The organism is Mycobacterium zoologicum, from assembly GCF_020181635.2.
In the GTDB taxonomy this organism is placed as follows: Bacteria; Actinomycetota; Actinomycetes; order Mycobacteriales; family Mycobacteriaceae; genus Mycobacterium; species Mycobacterium zoologicum.
Genome location: NZ_JAYJJS010000001.1, coordinates 204,996 through 222,919 on the forward strand (window position 1 = coordinate 204,996; position 17,924 = coordinate 222,919).

Annotated in this window: 24 protein-coding genes; 7 read left to right on the forward strand and 17 right to left on the reverse strand. The window is 67.9% G+C overall.

Annotated features, from left to right (window positions below; genetic code table 11):
• Nucleotides 1-27: 27 nt before the first annotated feature.
• The gene (locus K6T84_RS00980) at nt 28-585 is read right to left on the reverse strand and encodes a TetR/AcrR family transcriptional regulator (RefSeq protein ID WP_224864851.1); all 558 of its coding nucleotides are present in this window, start codon (nt 583-585) and stop codon (nt 28-30) included.
• Nucleotides 586-769: 184 nt separating this feature from the next.
• Between K6T84_RS00980 and K6T84_RS00985 the strand changes: the two genes are divergently transcribed.
• Entirely contained in the window at nt 770-1,987 is a 1,218-nt protein-coding gene (locus tag K6T84_RS00985; RefSeq protein ID WP_225401627.1) for a cytochrome P450, read from the forward strand.
• Here the strand turns inward: K6T84_RS00985 and K6T84_RS00990 are convergent.
• Genes K6T84_RS00990 through prpD form a run of 4 tightly spaced genes read right to left on the reverse strand, consistent with a single transcriptional unit; the run spans nt 1,971 to nt 6,692 of the window.
• On the reverse strand, nt 1,971-3,131 hold the full coding sequence (locus K6T84_RS00990) for an acyl-CoA dehydrogenase family protein (RefSeq protein WP_225401626.1): 1,161 nt from the start codon (nt 3,129-3,131) through the stop codon (nt 1,971-1,973). The genes K6T84_RS00985 and K6T84_RS00990 overlap by 17 nt on opposite strands.
• Nucleotides 3,132-3,157: 26 nt before the next feature.
• The gene (locus K6T84_RS00995) at nt 3,158-4,276 is read right to left on the reverse strand and encodes a bifunctional 2-methylcitrate synthase/citrate synthase (protein WP_225401625.1); all 1,119 of its coding nucleotides are present in this window, start codon (nt 4,274-4,276) and stop codon (nt 3,158-3,160) included.
• The gene (prpB, locus tag K6T84_RS01000; RefSeq protein WP_225401624.1) at nt 4,273-5,190 is read right to left on the reverse strand and encodes a methylisocitrate lyase; all 918 of its coding nucleotides are present in this window, start codon (nt 5,188-5,190) and stop codon (nt 4,273-4,275) included. Before prpB ends, K6T84_RS00995 begins: the two co-directional genes overlap by 4 nt.
• Nucleotides 5,187-6,692 (reverse strand): 2-methylcitrate dehydratase PrpD, encoded by a 1,506-nt coding sequence (prpD, locus tag K6T84_RS01005; protein ID WP_225401623.1) that lies wholly within the window; start codon nt 6,690-6,692, stop codon nt 5,187-5,189. The genes prpB and prpD overlap by 4 nt, the downstream gene beginning before the upstream one ends.
• A 120-nt stretch (nt 6,693-6,812) precedes the next feature.
• Here prpD and K6T84_RS01010 point away from each other — a divergent pair, with 120 nt between their 5' ends.
• Nucleotides 6,813-8,270: a short-chain fatty acyl-CoA regulator family protein gene (locus K6T84_RS01010; protein WP_224864845.1), complete on the forward strand. Its 1,458-nt coding sequence runs from the start codon at nt 6,813-6,815 to the stop codon at nt 8,268-8,270.
• On the opposite strand, the gene K6T84_RS01015 is transcribed toward K6T84_RS01010, so the two are convergent.
• From K6T84_RS01015 to K6T84_RS01025, 3 genes are read right to left on the reverse strand one after another with little or no spacing between them, the layout of a single operon-like run.
• The gene (locus tag K6T84_RS01015; protein WP_224864844.1) at nt 8,222-8,752 is read right to left on the reverse strand and encodes a DoxX family protein; all 531 of its coding nucleotides are present in this window, start codon (nt 8,750-8,752) and stop codon (nt 8,222-8,224) included. The genes K6T84_RS01010 and K6T84_RS01015 overlap by 49 nt on opposite strands.
• Nucleotides 8,753-8,762: 10 nt before the next feature.
• Nucleotides 8,763-9,998 (reverse strand): WS/DGAT/MGAT family O-acyltransferase, encoded by a 1,236-nt coding sequence (locus tag K6T84_RS01020; protein ID WP_225401622.1) that lies wholly within the window; start codon nt 9,996-9,998, stop codon nt 8,763-8,765.
• Nucleotides 9,999-10,025: 27 nt separating this feature from the next.
• Nucleotides 10,026-10,904 (reverse strand): alpha/beta fold hydrolase, encoded by an 879-nt coding sequence (locus K6T84_RS01025; RefSeq protein WP_224864842.1) that lies wholly within the window; start codon nt 10,902-10,904, stop codon nt 10,026-10,028.
• 50 nt (nt 10,905-10,954) lie between these two features.
• Here K6T84_RS01025 and K6T84_RS01030 point away from each other — a divergent pair, with 50 nt between their 5' ends.
• Together K6T84_RS01030 and K6T84_RS01035 are read left to right on the forward strand one after the other, a co-directional pair.
• Complete coding sequence (locus K6T84_RS01030; protein ID WP_224864841.1) at nt 10,955-11,806, forward strand: alpha/beta fold hydrolase; 852 nt, start codon at nt 10,955-10,957, stop codon at nt 11,804-11,806.
• A gap of 20 nt (nt 11,807-11,826) precedes the next feature.
• On the forward strand, nt 11,827-12,618 hold the full coding sequence (locus K6T84_RS01035; protein WP_224865694.1) for an adenylate/guanylate cyclase domain-containing protein: 792 nt from the start codon (nt 11,827-11,829) through the stop codon (nt 12,616-12,618).
• Here the strand turns inward: K6T84_RS01035 and K6T84_RS01040 are convergent.
• Nucleotides 12,615-12,776: a hypothetical protein gene (locus K6T84_RS01040; protein WP_224864840.1), complete on the reverse strand. Its 162-nt coding sequence runs from the start codon at nt 12,774-12,776 to the stop codon at nt 12,615-12,617. The genes K6T84_RS01035 and K6T84_RS01040 overlap by 4 nt on opposite strands.
• A gap of 23 nt (nt 12,777-12,799) precedes the next feature.
• Here K6T84_RS01040 and K6T84_RS01045 point away from each other — a divergent pair, with 23 nt between their 5' ends.
• Nucleotides 12,800-13,492, forward strand: a complete 693-nt coding sequence (locus tag K6T84_RS01045) for a P-loop NTPase family protein (RefSeq protein WP_225401621.1) — start codon at nt 12,800-12,802, stop codon at nt 13,490-13,492.
• A gap of 55 nt (nt 13,493-13,547) precedes the next feature.
• Here the strand turns inward: K6T84_RS01045 and K6T84_RS01050 are convergent, their stop codons facing one another.
• Together K6T84_RS01050 and K6T84_RS01055 are read right to left on the reverse strand one after the other, a co-directional pair.
• Nucleotides 13,548-13,871: a putative quinol monooxygenase gene (locus K6T84_RS01050; protein ID WP_224864838.1), complete on the reverse strand. Its 324-nt coding sequence runs from the start codon at nt 13,869-13,871 to the stop codon at nt 13,548-13,550.
• A complete protein-coding gene (locus K6T84_RS01055; protein WP_225401620.1) occupies nt 13,868-14,389 on the reverse strand; it encodes an OsmC family protein in 522 nt (173 codons plus the stop codon). The genes K6T84_RS01050 and K6T84_RS01055 overlap by 4 nt, the downstream gene beginning before the upstream one ends.
• Before the next feature lie 84 nt (nt 14,390-14,473).
• On the opposite strand from K6T84_RS01055, the gene K6T84_RS01060 reads away from it, so the two are divergent.
• Nucleotides 14,474-14,827, forward strand: coding sequence for a Fe-S protein (locus K6T84_RS01060; protein ID WP_224864836.1), 354 nt, complete (start codon nt 14,474-14,476; stop codon nt 14,825-14,827).
• On the opposite strand, the gene K6T84_RS01065 is transcribed toward K6T84_RS01060, so the two are convergent.
• Nucleotides 14,817-15,173 (reverse strand): type II toxin-antitoxin system PemK/MazF family toxin, encoded by a 357-nt coding sequence (locus tag K6T84_RS01065; protein ID WP_224864835.1) that lies wholly within the window; start codon nt 15,171-15,173, stop codon nt 14,817-14,819. The genes K6T84_RS01060 and K6T84_RS01065 overlap by 11 nt on opposite strands.
• Nucleotides 15,163-15,390, reverse strand: coding sequence for a toxin-antitoxin system protein (locus K6T84_RS01070; protein WP_224864834.1), 228 nt, complete (start codon nt 15,388-15,390; stop codon nt 15,163-15,165). Before K6T84_RS01070 ends, K6T84_RS01065 begins: the two co-directional genes overlap by 11 nt.
• Nucleotides 15,391-15,462: 72 nt before the next feature.
• On the opposite strand from K6T84_RS01070, the gene arr reads away from it, so the two are divergent.
• Nucleotides 15,463-15,873: an NAD(+)--rifampin ADP-ribosyltransferase gene (gene arr / locus K6T84_RS01075; RefSeq protein WP_224864833.1), complete on the forward strand. Its 411-nt coding sequence runs from the start codon at nt 15,463-15,465 to the stop codon at nt 15,871-15,873.
• On the opposite strand, the gene K6T84_RS01080 is transcribed toward arr, so the two are convergent.
• The 4 genes from K6T84_RS01080 to ychF form a co-directional block, all read right to left on the reverse strand.
• Nucleotides 15,866-16,099 carry a hypothetical protein gene (locus K6T84_RS01080; protein ID WP_224864832.1) on the reverse strand — a complete coding sequence of 78 codons (234 nt, stop codon included), beginning with the start codon at nt 16,097-16,099 and terminating at the stop codon, nt 15,866-15,868. The two genes, arr and K6T84_RS01080, sit on opposite strands and share 8 nt — an antisense overlap.
• A 76-nt stretch (nt 16,100-16,175) precedes the next feature.
• Nucleotides 16,176-16,442: a type II toxin-antitoxin system RelE family toxin gene (locus tag K6T84_RS01085; RefSeq protein WP_224864831.1), complete on the reverse strand. Its 267-nt coding sequence runs from the start codon at nt 16,440-16,442 to the stop codon at nt 16,176-16,178.
• Nucleotides 16,439-16,723, reverse strand: coding sequence for a type II toxin-antitoxin system Phd/YefM family antitoxin (locus K6T84_RS01090; protein ID WP_224864830.1), 285 nt, complete (start codon nt 16,721-16,723; stop codon nt 16,439-16,441). The genes K6T84_RS01085 and K6T84_RS01090 overlap by 4 nt, the downstream gene beginning before the upstream one ends.
• Nucleotides 16,724-16,827: 104 nt before the next feature.
• Nucleotides 16,828-17,901, reverse strand: a complete 1,074-nt coding sequence (ychF, locus tag K6T84_RS01095) for a redox-regulated ATPase YchF (protein WP_224864829.1) — start codon at nt 17,899-17,901, stop codon at nt 16,828-16,830.
• Nucleotides 17,902-17,924 lie beyond the last annotated feature (23 nt).

The window sequence follows — 17,924 nt, forward strand, 5'->3', positions numbered from 1 at the left end:
AACGCGTTCTAGAAGTTCGGGTCGCGATCAACTTTTCGTGTCGAACGCCGGGGCCACGAAGCGCTCCAGAATCTGCCGCTCTGCCTCGGCGTCCTCGACCGGCCAGCACAACAGCGACAGCACCACCCGCACGACCCACTGGGCTGCCAGCGGGTCTTCCCCGGTCAGGCCGCTCAGATCACGGGCGAATCCGGCCAGCATCGGGGACGCCGCCATCCAGGTCATCTCCTGCGTGCCCCGCAGCGGGCCGATGATCACCTTCCGCAACGGGTCCGTGCGGATTCGCTGCAGGGCGGTCGAGATCGCGGTGACCACCCGCTCGGCGCCGGTTTGGCCGGCGACCGTATCCCGCACGGTCTCGATAATGTGCTGCGCGGCGCGGGCCACCACGGCGTCGCGGATCTCGGATTTGCCGCCCGCATGTCGGTAGATGGTGGCCCGCGAGCAGTGGACGCGGGCGGCCAGAACGTCAATGTCCAGTGCATCCAGACCGTCGGACGCGATGAGGTCGATGGCGGCGGCGTAGATCCGTTCGGCGGCTGCGGCGGGACGGTCGGTGCCCACCAGCCAGTCATGTCGCGCCACCGGCCCAGCCTCTCACCTCGCTGGAACCTGCGTCTCATGATGAGACAAATTCCACCCAAGTTCTCATCGATGATGCCGGTCGGTCACCCCCGCTGAGACGGCCGGCCACGCGGATGCCAACTGGAGATTTTCAACTTCCGCTGACCCCGTTGACCCGGGAGAAACCACCGCTCAACCTGGAGCAATGACGGTCAGAATGGGCGCGATCGGCCTTGAACTGTTCAACGACGCAAGTATCCAGGACCCGTACCCGCTCTATGAGCGGATGCTGGACGACGGGCCGGTGCACGCCGTCGGCGAGTCCGGGTTCTATGCGGTGTGCAGCTGGGACGCCATCGTCGAGGCGCTCGACCGGCCTGCGGATTTCTCCTCGAACCTGACCGGCACGATGCTGTATCAAGCCGACGGCACGGTGGCCACCTTCCCGATGCCCGGACTCGACGAGCCCACCCAGGTGCTGGCCACCGCCGACGACCCGGCGCACGCCGCGCACCGCAAGATGCTGGTACCGCAGCTGGCGGCCAAGCGCATCCGCGCTTTGGAGCCGTTCATCGGCGAGACGATGGACCGGTGTTGGCATGGCGGATTCCGCGACGGACACATCGAGTGGATGGGCACCGTCGCCAACCGGCTGCCGATGACGATCGTGGCGCGGCTGATCGGGGTTCCCGACGCGGACGTCGACCAGTTGGTGCACTGGGGTTATGCGGGCACCCAGCTGTTGGAGGGGCTGGTCAGCGCCGAGGATCTGGCCGCCTCGGGTGTGGCCGTGATGGAACTCAGCGGCTACATCGCCGACCACTTCCAGCGGGCGGCCGCCGACCCGCAAGACAACCTGCTCGGCGAGCTGGCCACCGCATGCGCCTCCGGCGCACTCGACACCGTTACCGCCCAGGTCATGATGATCACCCTGTTCAGCGCCGGCGGCGAATCGACCGCGTCGCTGATCGGTTCGGCCGCCTGGACGTTAGCGACGCGCCCGGAGATCCAGCGCAGGGTCCGCGAGTCACCGGAGCTGATCGGCCCCTTCCTCGAAGAAGTGCTGCGGTGCGAGTCTCCGTTCCGCGGTCACTACCGGCACGTCCGCCGCGACACCAGCCTTGGCGGGGTCGATCTGCCGGCCGGGTCCCGTCTGCTGTTGCTGTGGGGTGCGGCGAATCGGGACCCGGCACGTTTCGCCGAGCCCGACCAATTTCGGCTGGACCGCACAACAAGTCACCTGGCCTTCGGCAAGGGCGCGCACTTCTGCGTCGGCGCCGCCCTGGCGCGCCTCGAAGCGAAGATCGTTATCGGCGAACTGCTGACGCGCACCTCGCATATCGGGATCGCGCCGGAGAGCCGCTGGCTGCCCAGCCTGCTGGTGCGACGACTCGAGCGCCTGGAGCTCACAGCGAGCGACTGATGATCTCCTTCATGATCTCGCTGGTGCCGCCGTAGATCCGGTTCACGCGTGACCCGGTGTACATGTTGGCGATCGGATACTCGGCCATGTAACCGTAGCCACCGAAGATCTGCAGGCACTTGTCGACCACCTGGTCGGATTTCTCGGCGGCGAACAGTTTGGCCATCGACGCGGTCATCGGGTCGTTCTTGCCGCCGACGTACTGGCTGATCGCGTAGTCGACCAGCGTCTTGATCGCCAGCGTCTCCGTCTTGCATTCGGCCAGCACGAATTTGGTGTGCTGAAAGTTACCGATCGGCCGGCCGAACGCCTCACGTTCCTTGGAGTACCGGATGGCCTCCAGCACCGCGGACTCGGCCAGCGCCGCGCACAGCGTCGCGATGATCAGCCGTTCGCGGGCCAGCTGGTCCATGAGCTGGTAAAAGCCCAGCCCCTCCTTCTCGCCGAGCAGGTTGGCGACCGGCACCCGCATGTCGGTGAAGAACAGCTCCCGGGTGTCCTGGCCGTGCTGGCCGATCTTGGCCAGCACCCGGCCCCGCTCGAAGCCGGGCAGGCCATCTGTCTCGGCGACGATCAGCGACACCCCGGCCGCCCCCTGGGACGGGTCGGTCTTGGCGACGATCACCAGCAGATCGCAGTGAGTTCCGTTGGAGATGAACGTCTTCGATCCGTTGATCACGTAGTCGTCGCCGTCGCGCACTGCGGTGGTGCGCACCGACTGCAGATCCGATCCGGTACCCGGCTCGGTCATCGCGATGGCCAGCACCGCCTCGCCACTGATGACCTCGGGCAGCCAGCGTTTGCGTTGTTCGTCGTTGCCGTAGGCGTACAGGTAGTGCGCGACGATCGGCGAGTGCACCGAGAATCCGAAGCACTGGTCGTGGGCGTAGACCAGTTCTTCCTGCACCACGCAGTGCATGGCGTAATCGCCGGCGGCGCCGCCGAACTCCTCGGGCAGATCCAGGCCCAGCAGCCCGGCGTCGCCGGCCTTGTTCCAGAACTCACGGTCCACCCCGTGCTGGGCGACCCAGCGTTCCTGGTGCGGCGTCGACTCCTTGCGCAGGAAATCCGCGGTGTGCTTACGCAGTTCGCGGTGCTGGTCGGTCTCCCAGAGCGGGCGGTAATCGGGGAACAGTTGCGACATTCCCGGATGGTAGCCCCCGCCGGGCCTCAGCCCGCGTCGAGTGCGCGCTGCGCCTGGCCCGAATAGGCACTGAGCGGACGTATCAGCGCGTTGGCCGCGGTCTGCTCCATGATGTGGGCGGTCCACCCGGTGATGCGGCTCATCACGAACAGCGGGGTGAACATCGGGATGTCGAAGCCCATCAGGTAGTAGGCCGGCCCGGTTGGGAAGTCCAGGTTGGGTTTGATGCCGGTGGCGGCGAACATCTCGGTCTCCAGGATGCGGTAGATGTCCAACCAGCGCTGTCCGTCGCGGGCCGCCGCGACCCGTTCCAGAGCGGCCTTCATCGTCGGCACCCGGGAGTCACCGTGCTTGTACACCCGGTGGCCGAAGCCCATCACCTTGTCCTTGCGAGACAGCTTGCCGTGCAGCCGCTCCGCGGCCTTGGCCGGCTCACCGATATCGATCATGTCGTGCATGACCGCCTCGTTGGCCCCGCCATGCAGCGAACCCTTGAGTGCGCCGATGGCCGCGGTGACAGCACTGTAGATGTCGGACTGCGTGGAGGTGACCACCCGCGCGGCGAAGGTGGACGCGTTGAAGCTGTGCTCGGCGTAGAGGATCATGGACTGCTCGAAGGCCTCCACGATGACCGGCTCGGGAACCTCGCCGAAGCACATCCGCAGGAAGTTCTCGGCGTAGCCAAGGTGGCTGTGCGGTGCGATCGGGTCCAAGCCGCGGCGGCGGCGCATGTCGGCCGCGACGATCGTCGGCAACACCGCGAACATCCTCAGTGCCTTGGCGAAGTTCGCCGACTCGGCCGGGTCATCCTCGGACGGGTCCTCGGCGCCCAGGTAGCTGATCGCGGTGCGCACCACATCCATCGGATGGCAGTTCTCCGGAAGCCTGTCCACCAGCGACAGCAGCGACCGGTCCACCCGCCGGGCGGCGCGCTCGCGCTGGCAGAACTGTGCCAGCTCGGCGTCGGTGGGCAGTTCACCGTGCCAGAGCAGGTAGGCGACCTGCTCAAAGCTCACACGCGCGGCCAAGTCCTGAACCGGGTAACCGCGGTAGGTCAACGAGTTGGTCTCGGGCACCACCTTGGAGATGGCGGTGGTGTCGACGACGACCCCGGCGAGTCCCTTGTGAATGTCCGCGGTGGTCATCTCCGGCCTCCCTCAGTAGTGAAGTTGAAAATCTCCGAATCGAACTGGTTGTAGTCGGCGTAGCGCAGCAGCTCGTACAGCCGGCTGCGGTGCTGCATCTTCTCCAGTAACCCGGATTGCGTTCCGGCCGTGTCGATTTCCCGGATACCGGCCTCGACGGCGAACATCGCCAGCCGCAGCGTGGTGACCGGGTAGATGACGGCGTTATAGCCGAGGTCCGTCAGTTGAGCAACGGTGAGCAGCTCTGATTTGCCGAACTCGGTCATGTTGGCCAGCAGCGGGATGTCCACGGCGGCCCGGAACCGCTCGAATTCGCTTGGCCCGGAAAGCGCTTCGGTGAAGATCAGGTCCGCTCCGGCGTCGGCGTAGGCCTTCGCCCGATCGGTCGCGGCGGAGAGCCCTTCGACGCCGGCGGCATCGGTGCGGGCGCAGATGACGAAGTTCGGGTCCCGGCGCGCGGCGACCGCGGCCCGCAGCCGCTTGACCATCTCGGCCGTCGGCACCACCGCCTTGCCGTCAAGGTGTCCGCAGCGTTTCGGGTTGACCTGGTCTTCGAGGTGACAGCCCGCCAGCCCGGCGTCTTCGAGCACCGCGATGGTGCGCGCGGCGTTCATCGGCTCGCCGAAGCCGGTGTCGGCGTCGATCAGGGTGGGCAGGTCGGTGACCGCGGCGATCTGCGCGCCGCGCCCGGCGACCTCGGTCAGCGTGGTCAGCCCGATGTCCGGTAGCCCCAGGTCGGCCGAGAGCGCCGCGCCGGAGACATAGACGCCCTCGAATCCGATCTCGGCCACCAGCTTGGCCACCAGCGGCGAGAACGCCCCCGGGAACCGTTGCAGCCGACCGGATTGCAGTCCGGCCCGAAATGCTGCCCGCTTGTCCGACGGGGCCGCGGTCGCTCCGAGCAGCCCACTCACCGGAAGATCCCGTCGGGCGTGGCGGGCGCCTGGCCCAACACCGCGGGCTCGACGACGATGTTCAGTCCGCGGAGATCCGAACCGGCGAGGCGCGCCAACCCCTCTGCTGCGGCCAGGAACCGCTCCTGCTCCCCCACGGTCACAATCCCCTCGGCGAGTTCGGTGAACTTGCCGATGTACTGCTTGCGTTCGAACGGCCGCGCGCCCAGCGGGTGGGCGTCGGCGATCGCCAGCTCGTCGGTGATGACTTCGCCGCCGGCCAGCGTGACTTCGGCGCGGGCACCGAAGGCCTTCTCATTCGGGTCGGTGGAGTGGTAGCGCCGGGTCCACTCCGGGTCCTCGACGGTGGAGATCTTGCGCCACAGATCGATGGTGTCCGGGCGGTGGGCGCGCTCCGGGGAGTACGACCGGACGTGGTGCCAGCTGCCGTCCTGCAGGGCGACCGCGAAGATGTACATCACCGAGTGGTCCAGGGTCTCCCTCGAGGCGTCCGGATCGAACTTCTGCGGGTCGCCCGAGCCGGTCCCGATCACGTAGTGGGTGTGGTGGCTGGTGTGCAGGACGATCGTGGCCACCTGGTTCAGGTCACCGATCCGCCCCCGGAGCCGGCGGGCCAGATCGATCAGAGCCTGGCTCTGATATTCCGCGGAGTACTCCTTGGTGTAGGTGTCCAGGATTCCGCGCTTGGCCTCGCCGGGGCCGGGCAGCGGCACCTGGTAGGTGTGCTCAGGTCCGGACAGCAGCCAGGCGATCACCCCGTCTTCGCCCTCCCAGATGGGGGCCGGGGCACCCTCGCCGCGCATCGCCCGGTCCACGGCCTCGATGCCCACCTTTGCGGCCCACGCCGGCGCGAAGGCCTTCCAGCTGGAGATCAGGCCTTTGCGGGACTGGCGGGTAGCGGTGGTCAGGTGCAGCGCCTGCCCGACTGCCTGGTAGATGATCTCGGGGTCCAGCTTCAGCATGGTGCCGATTCCGGCGGCCACCGACGGGCCCAGGTGGGCGACGTGGTCGATCTTGTGTTCGTGCAGGCAGATTCCCTTGACCAGGTCGACCTGGATCTCATAGGCGGTGGCCAGACCGCGGATCAGGTCTGCGCCGGAGAGCCCCAGCTGTTGCGCGACCGCCACCAGCGGCGGGATGTTGTCGCCGGGGTGCGAGTACTCGGCAGCCAAGAAGGTGTCGTGGAAGTCCAGTTCGCGCACCGCGGTGCCGTTGGCCCAGGCCGCCCACTCCGCCGAGTAGGTGCCCTCGATGCCGAATACCGCAGCACCCGGCTCGGACGGGTGTGCCTGAGCCTGCCGGCGGGCCACGGTCACCGGCCGGCGCAGCACCGAGGCCGCACTGACGGCGGCGTTGTCGATGATCCGGTTGATCACCATCGCCGCGGTGTCGTCGGGGACGGCCACCGGGTCCGCAGCCACCTCCGCGATCTTCCAAGCGAGGTGCTCGGAGCGGGGGAAGTCTTCGGCGCTGCGGTGGGTCTTCACGTCATGTAGCTGCATAATCCACACCCTACGCACGAGAGTCCTACCCCGGTATACACTGGAAATGCGTATTAATGCGTCCTAAGTCCGGTGGAATTGCAAACCTTGCGAATGCGATGAACGACTAAGCTGCCTCACATGGCACCCACGACCACCCGGACCTTCGCCGGGGCCCGGCTGCGACGCCTGCGTGAGGAGCGCGGCCTGACCCAGGTGGCACTGGCACGGACGCTGAACCTGTCGACCAGCTACGTCAACCAGCTCGAGAACGATCAACGACCGATCACCGTGTCGGTGCTGTTGGTGCTCACCGAGCGGTTCGGCCTGCCGGCGCAGTACTTCTCCGGCGACGCCGACGCCCGACTGGTGGCCGACCTGCGCGACATGTTCACCGCCACCGCCGGCGAACACGTCGCCAGCGACAGCCAGCTCGAAGAACTCGTCGCGCGGATGCCCGAGATCGGAAACAGTCTGCTGACCATGCACCGCCAACTACGCGGCGCCACAGACGAATTGGAGTCCTATCGGTCACGGGTCTCCGGCGACGCCGCGCAGACCGTGGCGCGCCCGATGCCGTTCGAGGAGGTCCGGGACTTCTTCTACGACCGCAACAACTACATCGGCGAGCTCGACGATGCCGCCGAGAGACTGTTCATCGACAGCGGGATGCGGTTCGGCGGCTTGGACATTCAGCTGTCGACACTGATGAGCGAGCGGCTCGACATCACCGTGGCGGTCGTCGACGACCTACCGGCCGGGACCAAACGGGTCTTCGATCCGGCGACCCGAGTGCTGCGCATCGCGCACTGGCTGCTGGCGGGCCAGCGCGCCTTCCAGCTCGCCACCCAACTGGCACTGTTGACCCAGGCCGAGCTGCTGAGCGACATCGTGGCGCAAGACCAGTCGTTGAGTCCGGAGTCCCGCGGCGTCGCCAAGATCGGGTTGGCCAACTACTTCGCCGGTGCGTTCCTGTTGCCGTATCGGCAGTTTCAGCGTTCCGCGACCGAGCTGCGCTACGACATCGACCTGCTGGGACGCCGTTTCGAGGTCGGGTTCGAGACCGTGTGTCACCGGCTCTCGACACTGCAGCGACCGGGCCAGCGCGGGGTGCCGTTCATCTTCGTGCGCACCGACAAGGCCGGCAACATCTCGAAACGGCAGTCGGCCACCGCATTTCACTTCAGCCGGGTCGGCGGAAGCTGTCCGCTGTGGGTGGTGCACGACGCGTTCAGCCAGCCCGGCCGGATCATCACCCAGGTCGCGCAGATGCCCGACGGGCGCAAATACTTCTGGATCGCCACCACCACCCCACCGGAGGGACGCGGCTACCTGGGCCGGCACAAGACCTTCGCCGTCGGACTGGGCTGCGACCTGGCGCACGCCGAAAAACTCGTCTACTCCACCGGGGTCGCCCTCGACGACGAGGCCACCGTGGTGCCGATCGGGGCGGGCTGCAAGATCTGTGACCGGGAAGCCTGCCCGCAGCGGGCGTTCCCCTACCTGGGCCGGCAGGTCGTCGTCGACGAGAACGCCGGCAGCGGACTGCCCTACTCGCCGGTCGCCGCCGGCGCGTCCGGCTTGGCCGGCGGACGGTAGAACAGCGCCAGCTGGCCAATGGCACCGACCAGCCCGAGGCCGAGCGAGATCGCCAGACCGGTCCAGCCGGTGGCCCAGCAGTGGCAGAAGATCTGGTGATCCAGGCTGAGCCGGCCGGGCCCGAGCATGGCGACCGTGACGGCACCGGTGGCCAGCACCAGGTTGTACTCCCAGCCCTCCTTGATGATGAAGAAGCCGTTCTTGCGGTGCACGGTCCACACCGCCACCGCCATCAGCGCCACGAAGCCCGCGGCGGTGATCGGGGTGAGCAACCCGACGGCCAAGCCCAGTCCGGCGGCGATCTCGGCGACAGCCGCCGTCACCGCCTGGAACTTGCCGTACTTCATCCCGATGCTCTCGAACCACCTCGCGGTGCCCGGGATGCGTCCCCCTCCGAAGAACTTGTTGAAACCATGTGCCGCCAGCGACACGCCCAGCACCAGACGCAGGATCAGCAATGCGACATCAGCAGCAGTGACCATGCGCCCCAACCTACAGTGCGGCGTCCAGCAGACGCAGATAGACGTCGATATCGGTGATGGCCGAGGCAGCCGCGTGCACGCTGATCGCCACGGTGTCGCCGATGCCGTGCACGCCATGGGTCAGGCCCATGACCGGCGACAGTGCCGGGAACCCCGTCGTCAGCACCACCGGCGCCGCCCCGAAGCTCAGGTCGGCTGCGCCGCGGTACACGCTGGACACCACGGTGTTGCCGGTGACTCGCGCTGGCCGGGCCTGCGTGTCGAAGTTCTGCACGCCCCAGCGCAGCAGCACCGCCGGTGTGGCCGCGAACGCCCGGTCGGCTGCCACCGTCGCGGGGTGGTCCGCACGAAGCCGGCCGTTGGCGACGTCGGCGGCGATCGCCTCGATGCGGGTATCCCGGTCATACCGCGGGTAGAGCCCCACCGGAATGTTTCCGAAATGGTTATTGGCTTGCCGGCCACCGGATTTGGCCATCGGAACCTCGGCGCCCAGCTCATCGCATGGCTCGTCGAGGTATTGCGCCAGCGCCTCCGACACCGCGCAGAGCACCGCCACGGTGACGGTGGGCCCACTCATTTCGGCGCGTCGGCGCACCAGGGTGCGCAGCGCGCGGACCCCGGCCGGCCGATTGTTGGTGGACAGGAGCGGCCGGTCACCCACCGGCGCCGGGAGTACCCCGGCGCCGGTGTCGGCGACCCGGCTGCGGTGCTCGCGGGCGGCAACCACGGCGCGCAACGGCAGACATCCACGGTGTGGCCACTGCACCGCCGGCACCGGTGCCGGCCGGCCGAACAGCCAGGCAGCCAGCGCCGAGGCCCGCGCGCCGTCGGCAAGTGCGTGCGCGACCTGAAGCACCACCACCGTGCCGCGGCCGCGGTGCCCGGGAATGCCGTCCACCGGGGCGAACAGGTGCAGTTTCCACGGCGCCACGGAGGCGTCGACCTGGCCGTCGGCGAGGCGCACGACGACGTCCAGGCAGCCCGCCCAGCTGTCACCGGGCACCCGGTGCGCGGTGACGCCGAGGTGATCCGACGACGGCACCCAGCGCGGGTAGCGCAGCCCGCCGGCGTCGTCGACCCGCATGGTCAGCTCGGGGCTCAGCCGGGCGCGGCCGAGCACCTCGGCGGCAGCGGCGCCGAGATCGGGCACCCCGGCGAAGGCGTACACCAGGAACTGGTCGCTGGGAATCTTCTCCGACATCCAGTAGAACTGCGCGTCGATCGCGGTCATCGGGTTTCCGCGCATCGCCGACCTCAACTCAGGCCCCGCTTATCAGGCAAGAAAGTGCAGCACCTGATCAGCCACCTCGTCGGGCTGCTCGAGTTGCAGGAAGTGCCCGGCATTCTCAACCACGGCCACCGCACTGCCGTCGGGCAGCGCCGGGGCCACCCACCGCGCCAACTCCGCCGACATGCAGCCGTCGGTGCGCCCGTGCAGGTACAGGCTCGGCAGTTTCGGCAATTGCAGCCAGTGCTGGTGCAGATCGGCGTAGCGGGCCGGCGCCCGGACGCTGCGCAGCGCCCGGTAGGGCCCAAGGGCGGCCCGCCAGCTCTCCGGCGTCCCGATGGCGGCATCGATGTGGCGCAGGTCCTCCTCGGCGTCATAGCCCGGCGACCAGCGCCGCCACAGCCTCGGCAACACCCAGGAGGCGGACCGCTCCGGCAGACCCGGCAGCTGGAAATAGCCGATGTACCAGCTGCGTACCATCTGCGCCGGCAGCTGACCCGCCACGGCGAGCCCGGCCTGGCGCAGTGCCGCGGGCGGGGGAACCGACATGATCACCGCCTTGGTGAACGGGGTGTCCGGCAGTGCGGCGATCCCGGTGGCCGCCATGGCACCCCAGTCGTGACCGATCACCGCGTCGCCGCCGGTGCGGCCCACAGCGTCGAGCACCCGCAACGCGTCGTCCATCAGCGCACCGATGTGGTAGCTCCCGTCGGCCGGGATCGACGACGGCGCATAGCCGCGCATGAACGGGGCCACCACGTGCCAGCCCGCCGCCACCAACCGGGGCGCCAACCGCCGCCAGCCGTAGGCGGTGTCGGGAAAACCGTGCAGGCACAAGGCCACCGGATTGCCCGGCGTGCCCCAGCTCAGCGCCTTGAGCGCCACCTCGGGCGCGGCCACGTCGATCCATCGCGGTTCGCTCATCGCCCACCGTTTCCGTCCGCCTTGTCGTGCTACCTATCTACCATCTGGTGATGAGCACAGCCCAGACCGTCGCCTTCCAAGGCGCCCGGGGCGTCCGACTGGTGGCCGACGAATGGAACCGGGACTCCGCCGCAGACGCCCGTCCGACGATCGTGATGCTGCACGGGGGCGGCCAGAATCGGTTCTCCTGGCACAAGACCGGCCAGATCCTGGCCGACCAGGGCTACCACGTCGTCGCGCTCGACACCCGCGGGCACGGTGACAGCGACCGTGCCCCCGGCGCCGACTACGCCATTGAGACCCTGGCTGACGATGCGATCGCGGTGATCGACACGATCGACCGCCCGGTGGTGCTGATCGGGGCAAGCATGGGCGGTCTGACCGGAATCCTGGTCGCCGAACAGGCCGGCCCGCAGCGGGTGAGAAAGCTGGTGCTCGTCGACGTGGTGCCGCGTTACGAGAAGGACGGCAGCGCCCGGATCCGCGACTTCATGTTCAGCAACATCGACGGTTTCGACTCGCTGGAGCAGGCGGCCGACGCGGTGGCCGCCTACCTGCCGCACCGGGCCAAGCCCCGCAGCCCCGAGGGCCTGAAGAAGAACCTGCGCCAGCGCGATGGCCGCTGGTACTGGCATTGGGATCCGGCGTTATTGACCAAACCCAGCGACGATCCGGCCCTGCGCACCGAGAAACTCGAGGCGGCCGCGATCGACCTGCAGATCCCGATCCTGCTGATCCGCGGCAAGCTGTCCGATGTGGTCAGCACCGAGGGCGTCGCGGACTTCCTGGCCAAGGTGCCGAGCGCCCGGCTGGTCGAACTGTCCGACGCGGGGCACACCGCGGCAGGCGACGACAACGACGCCTTCAGCTCTGCTGTTGTCGAGTTCGTGTCGGCGCCTTGACCGGATGGCTCGCGCCGCCGATGATCGCGGCCTACCTGCTGGCCGCGGTGTCGGTCGGCGAAGCGGTCGCGCTGATGGTCTTGACCGCGCGGCTGCGGCAGGTCAGCGCGGAGGCCGAAGAGCTGCGCAGCCGCGTCGACACCCGCAACCTGCTTCTGGAGGGCGGGCGGGAGGCCGTCAAGACGATGTGGCAGACCGCAAACCTGGTGCGCAAGCAGGGATTCGGCGCGGCCGTGCGCAGTTCGATCGAAGACCTCGCCGACTGGGCAGCGGTGGAGCGCCCCGATCTGGCCCGCCTCACCCTCGACGGCCACGTGGTGATCCTGTTCACCGACATCGAGGAGTCCACCGCGCTCAACGAGCGGATCGGCGACCGCGCCTGGGTGAAGCTGCTCGCCCGGCATGACGAGACGGTGCAACGCTCGGTGCGTGCCCACTCCGGCCACGTCGTCAAGAACCAGGGCGACGGATACATGATCGCCTTCGCCCAACCCGAACAGGCGGTGCGCTGCGCCATCGACATCCAGCGGGGCCTGCAACACCCGCGGGGCCGCAAGCCGCAGCACCCGATCCGGGTGCGCATCGGGGCGCACATGGGCCGCTCGGTGCGCCGCGGCGACGACCTGTTCGGCCGCAATGTGGCGATGGCCGCGCGGGTGGCAGCGGCCGCCGACGGCGGGCAGATCCTGATCAGCGGGCCGGTGCGCGACGCCGTCAAGGACTGCGACGGCATCAGCGTCGGCGCCGGCCGGGATGTCGAGTTGAAGGGCTTCGCCGGCACCCACCGGCTGTATGCGGTCGAAGCCGGCTAGTCTGCGCCGTCGGCTTCGGCCAGCCGTTGATGCAGCCGGGCACGGACCTCATCGGGGGTGTAGGCCCGACGTCGGCGCTGATCCCGCGCCACCAGCACTCCCCCGGCCGCGACACCGACCACGCCCGCCAGGCCGATCCATTTCCAGATGCTGCGCACCAACACACCATAAGGTGCCTGTCGTGGACGAACACACGGTGACGTTGGACCAGGCGCTGCGCGAGACCCGCACCGGCGACATCTGGCTGTTCCGTGGCCGCTCCGGCCCGGACCGGGCCATTCAGACGCTGTCCAACGCCCCGGTGAACCACGTCGGCATGACGGTGGCCCTCGAAGACCTGCCCCCGCTGATCTGGCATGCCGAACTCGGCGACAAGCTGCTCGACTTCTGGACCGGCACCAACCACCGCGGCGTCCAGCTCAACGACGCCCGGGCCGCCGTCGAGCAGTGGCTGGGCCGCTACGAGCAGCGCTGCTGGTTTCGCCAGCTCAGCGGGACTGTCACCCGTGAACAGGAAGACCGGCTGTTGCGGGCGATCGCCCGGATGGACGGCACCGCGTTTCCCACCACGGCGCGGCTCACCGGCCGCTGGCTGCGCGGCCGGCTGCCGACCGCGGCCGACTGGACCCGCGGAATCCCCTTCCTGGACCGCAAGGTTCGCGAAGTCACCCAGCGCCGCAAGGCACGCCGCGGCAAGGTTGCGCTGCAGACCGCGTACTGCGCTGAGACCGTCGCGATCACCTACGAGGAGATGGGCCTGCTATCGACCGACAAGAGTGCGAACTGGTTCGACCCCGGCTCGTTCTGGAGCGGCGACATCCTGCCGTTGACGCCCGGGTATCAGCTGGGTCGCGAGATCGTCGTGGTGCCCTGATTGCGATTTCGGCGCAATTCTGCCCGCTCAGCGGTGAATATCGCGCCGAAATCGCTCAGGGGATCGTTAACTCGCCCATCGGCGACCAGCCCGAGGCCTCGATGGACTGACTGATGATCTTCGGCGTCGACGCCAGCGCCTGCGGCATGTCGGCCATGGCCTTGGCGAAGTGGTCGCTGTTGACGTGCTTGCCGCCGGCGTCGCCGTCGCGGAACGCCTCGACCAGCACGTACTCGCACGGATCGTCGAGGCTGCGCGACCAGTCGAACCACAGGTTGCCCGGTTCGGCGCGGGTGGCCTCGGTGAAGCCGGCCACCAGTTGCGGCCAGCGCTCTGCCCACTCGGGTTTGGTCGCGAACTTGACCACGATGAAGATCACTGCCGCGGCCCGATCTCCAGGGTGCTGCGCACCGGCGTGACATTGGTGGTCAAATCCAGTACCGGGCAATGGGATTCGACGACCCGGTGCAGCTCGGTGTAGCGTTCCTCGGTCTCCGGCCCGGTCACCGTGACGGCCACCCGCACCTCGCTGAAGCCGGGGCGAACCGCATCGTCCAGGCCGAAGAAACCGCGCACGTCCAGGTCCCCCTCGGCTCGCCCGGTGATCTCGTCGACGGTGATGCCCAGCTTCTGCGCCCAATACCGCCAGGTGACGATTTGGCAGGACAGCAAGGACCCCAGGTAGTACTCGACGGGGTTGGGGGCGGTGTTCTCGCCGCCGAGCGTCGGCGGCTCGTCGACTTCGACGCTGTAGCGCCCCATGGTGACCGTGCTCGCCACGGCGTCATGGGCGACGGCCGAGGCACGGAACACGACTTGCGAGGCGGCCGGGTCGGCGGCGGCCGGGTCGCTGGTCGCGGCGACGACGGCGGCCAGGCGGGTTGTCGATGAGGTCATGCCGGTCAAGCGTAGTGACACCTCGCCACCAGATGCGTCGCACTCGAATGGCCAATGCCATGGGCACGGGCTAGCCTGAGCGACGTGGAGGTACTACGGCACGTAATAGTTCTGCTGCACATCATCGGTTTCGCGGTGATCTTCGGGGCCCTGGTCTCCGAAGCCGCGGCACGGCGCTTCCAGCTCACCCCGGTCATGGACTACGGCGTGGTGCTGTCGCTGGTGACCGGACTGGCCCTGGCCGCCCCGTGGCCCGCCGGCGTGGTGCTCAACTACCCCAAGATCGGCACCAAGCTGGTGATCCTGATCGCCCTGGGTGCCGTCCTGGGCATCGGCCGGGCGCGGCAGCGTCGCTCGGGCGGCGAAGCCCCGCGTGCCCTGTTCTACGCCGCCGCCGCACTCGTTCTCACCGCCGCGGGACTCGCCGTCATCTGGTAGCGGGCAACCCGAGGAAGTCGCCGAGCCAACCGTCGACCTCGCGCATCGTCTCGGCGTCAACGACACCGATGACGTCGAACAATCGCTCACGGGTAACTGTTCGCGGTTGTTCGGTCATGGCGAATGTCGACTGACCGAAGCTCAGGTCAGGCCCGCGCAGCAGCACGTGGTTGGGCCAGCCGCGCTCTGTCGTCGTCGCAGGGACGATGATCGCCAGCGCGTCGGCCTGCTCGAGGTAGAGATCACTGGCGATCACGAGTGCGGGCCGACGGCCGGCCTGCTCACGCCCGCGCACGGGATCGAGTTCGGCCCAAACCACCATCCCGCGCCGCAGTTCATTCGCCATCAGATCCGTCGCTCAGCGCGACGTCCCACTCCCGGAACTCGTCCCAGTAGGCCCTATCCGCCCCGCGGAATGCGCGCCCGAATAGCTCCATGCGCCGGCGCCGTTCGTAGCCATCAATCAGTCCTTCGATGAAGCCGGCCGCCGTCACGCCCCGCTCCTGCGCTCCGCGGTTGATCCGGTCGCGTAGCTCGACCGGCACCTTGATCGTCGTGGCCATCACATGAGTATACCTATCGGTATTCCTGCTGTTCAGCGAGAAGATCCCGGCGACGCTCGCTACCCTGAGGCGATGGCCTCGACGCTGGACGAAGGTCCGTTCTTCCACGGAACCAAAGCCGATCTGGGGGCCGGAGAGCTGCTCACCGCGGGCTTCCGCTCCAACTACCGGCCCGAAATCATCATGAACCACATCTACTTCACCGCCCTGCGCGACGGTGCCGGGCTGGCGGCCGAGCTCGCGGCCGGCGACGGGGAACCGCGGGTGTATCGCGTCGAACCGACCGGAGAGTTCGAAAACGATCCGAACGTCACCGATAAAAAGTTCCCGGGCAACCCGACCCGCTCCTACCGCAGCAGCGAGCCGCTGCGGGTCGTCGCAGAAGTCGACGACTGGCCGCGGCTGTCCCCCGAGATACTCCAGGAGTGGCGCGACCGGCTGGCCGCCCTGCGGGCGGACGGGCTAGACGAGATCATCAACTGAGTCCATTGACGACCCGCTGAAGAACAGCCGCGCCACCGGCTGCCACCGCCCGGTACGGGACAACCAAGCGCTCGATGGTCAGCCGCACATTGTCGATCAGCCCGTTCACGCGGCGCCGCCTGGCACGAAGCCTAAGCATGTAGCGGCCTCCGACGCACAGCGCTGCCACCACCACGAAAATCCACAGCAGCGCCGCCACCAGATAAATCACCTCGACAACTGCCATGACGACGAGCCTCCCCTGCCTCCGTCGCGGTCAGGTCACCGGCAAGACACACGTCGGCGACTTCTCTGCGGTGGCCTCATCCGCGATACGCGTCACGCCGGTGCCGAATCGAAATGACCTCGACACGGATCCTGTCGTCATCAATGTCGTAGATGACGCGAAATTCTCCTCTCCTCGCCGAATACGATCCGGCCAGTTCATTGCCCAGCGGCTTGCCGACCCGGCGGGGATTCTCGGCCAGCCGTCCGGCAATGAACTCGAAACAGGCCGCAGCAACCGTCTCTGGAAGTTCTTCCGACAGAGGCCTACGCGCCGCCGGCGAGAGGATGACTTCATAGGTCACTTGGGCAATCGCCCTTTGGCCCGCATCTCGTTGGCCACGTTGTCAAGGGCGTGGAAGTCCCCGCGCGCGACGTCCGCCTGCCCCTGACGGAGCTCCTGCATCAGATCCGAGTCGCTCAAGATATCGAGCGTCTCCATGATCGAGTCATAGTCATCAGCACTGAGAATCACGGCTGCTCGCCGGCCCTGTCGGGTGACTTCAATACGCAAGTGGGTGCGGACAGCCTCGTCGACCAGCTTGGAAAGATTCGCTCGAACCTCAGCAAGGGGCAGCGTTGTCATGTACAGAATTATGGCGCACACCTCGTCGGCCGCCCCGATCGAGACCGCCCGGATGGATCTCCACGTCCTCTGGCCCGGCGTCTGTCCACACGAAGCGGCACGCGCTACACGTTGAAGCGGAACTCCACCACGTCCCCGTCGGCCATCACGTAGTCCTTGCCCTCCATGCGCACCTTGCCGGCGGCCTTGGCCGCAGCCATCGACCCGGCCTCGACCAGGTCGTCGTAGGAGACCACCTCGGCCTTGATGAAGCCCTTCTCGAAGTCGGTGTGGATCACCCCGGCGGCCTTGGGTGCGGTGTCGCCGGCGTGAATCGTCCAGGCCCGCGCCTCCTTGGGCCCGGCGGTCAGGTAGGTCTGCAGCTTCAGGGTGTGAAAACCGGCCCGCGCCAAGGCATCCAGGCCACGCTCGCTCTGCCCGATCGACTCCAGCAACTCCATCGCCGACTCCTCGTCCAGCTCGGCGAGCTCGGATTCGATCTTGGCGTCGAGGAACACTGCGTCGGCCGGGGCCACCAGCTCCCGCAACGAAGCGACCCGCGCCTCATCGGTGAGCACCGCCTCGTCGGCGTTGAACACGTACAGGAACGGCTTGGTGGTCAGCAGGTTCAGCTCGCGCAGTGGCGCGGTGTCCACCCCCGCGGCGAACAAGGTCTTGCCGGTGTCGAGGATGGCTGCGGCGGCCACCGCGGCCTCGTGCATGGGCTTGCGGTCCTTGTTGTTGCGGGCTTCCTTCTCCAGCCGCGGCACCGCCTTCTCCAGCGTCTGCATGTCGGCCAGGATCAGCTCGGTGGCGATCACCTCGATGTCGGCCTCGGGATCGACCTTGCCGTCGACGTGCACCACGTCGTCGTCGGCGAAGACCCGGACCACCTGGCAGATGGCGTCGCACTCGCGGATGTTGGCCAGGAACTTGTTGCCCAGCCCGGCCCCTTCCGAGGCGCCCTTGACGATGCCGGCGATGTCGACGAACGTCACCGGCGCGGCCAGGATGCGCTCGGAGCCGAAGATCTCCGCCAGCTTGGCCAGCCGGGGATCGGGCAGCGGCACCACGCCCTCGTTGGGCTCGATGGTCGCGAACGGATAGTTTGCTGCCAACACATCGTTGCGGGTCAGCGCATTGAACAGGGTCGACTTACCGACGTTGGGCAACCCCACGATTCCCAGGCTCAGGCTCACAGGGAGCCAAGTGTAAAGCGTGA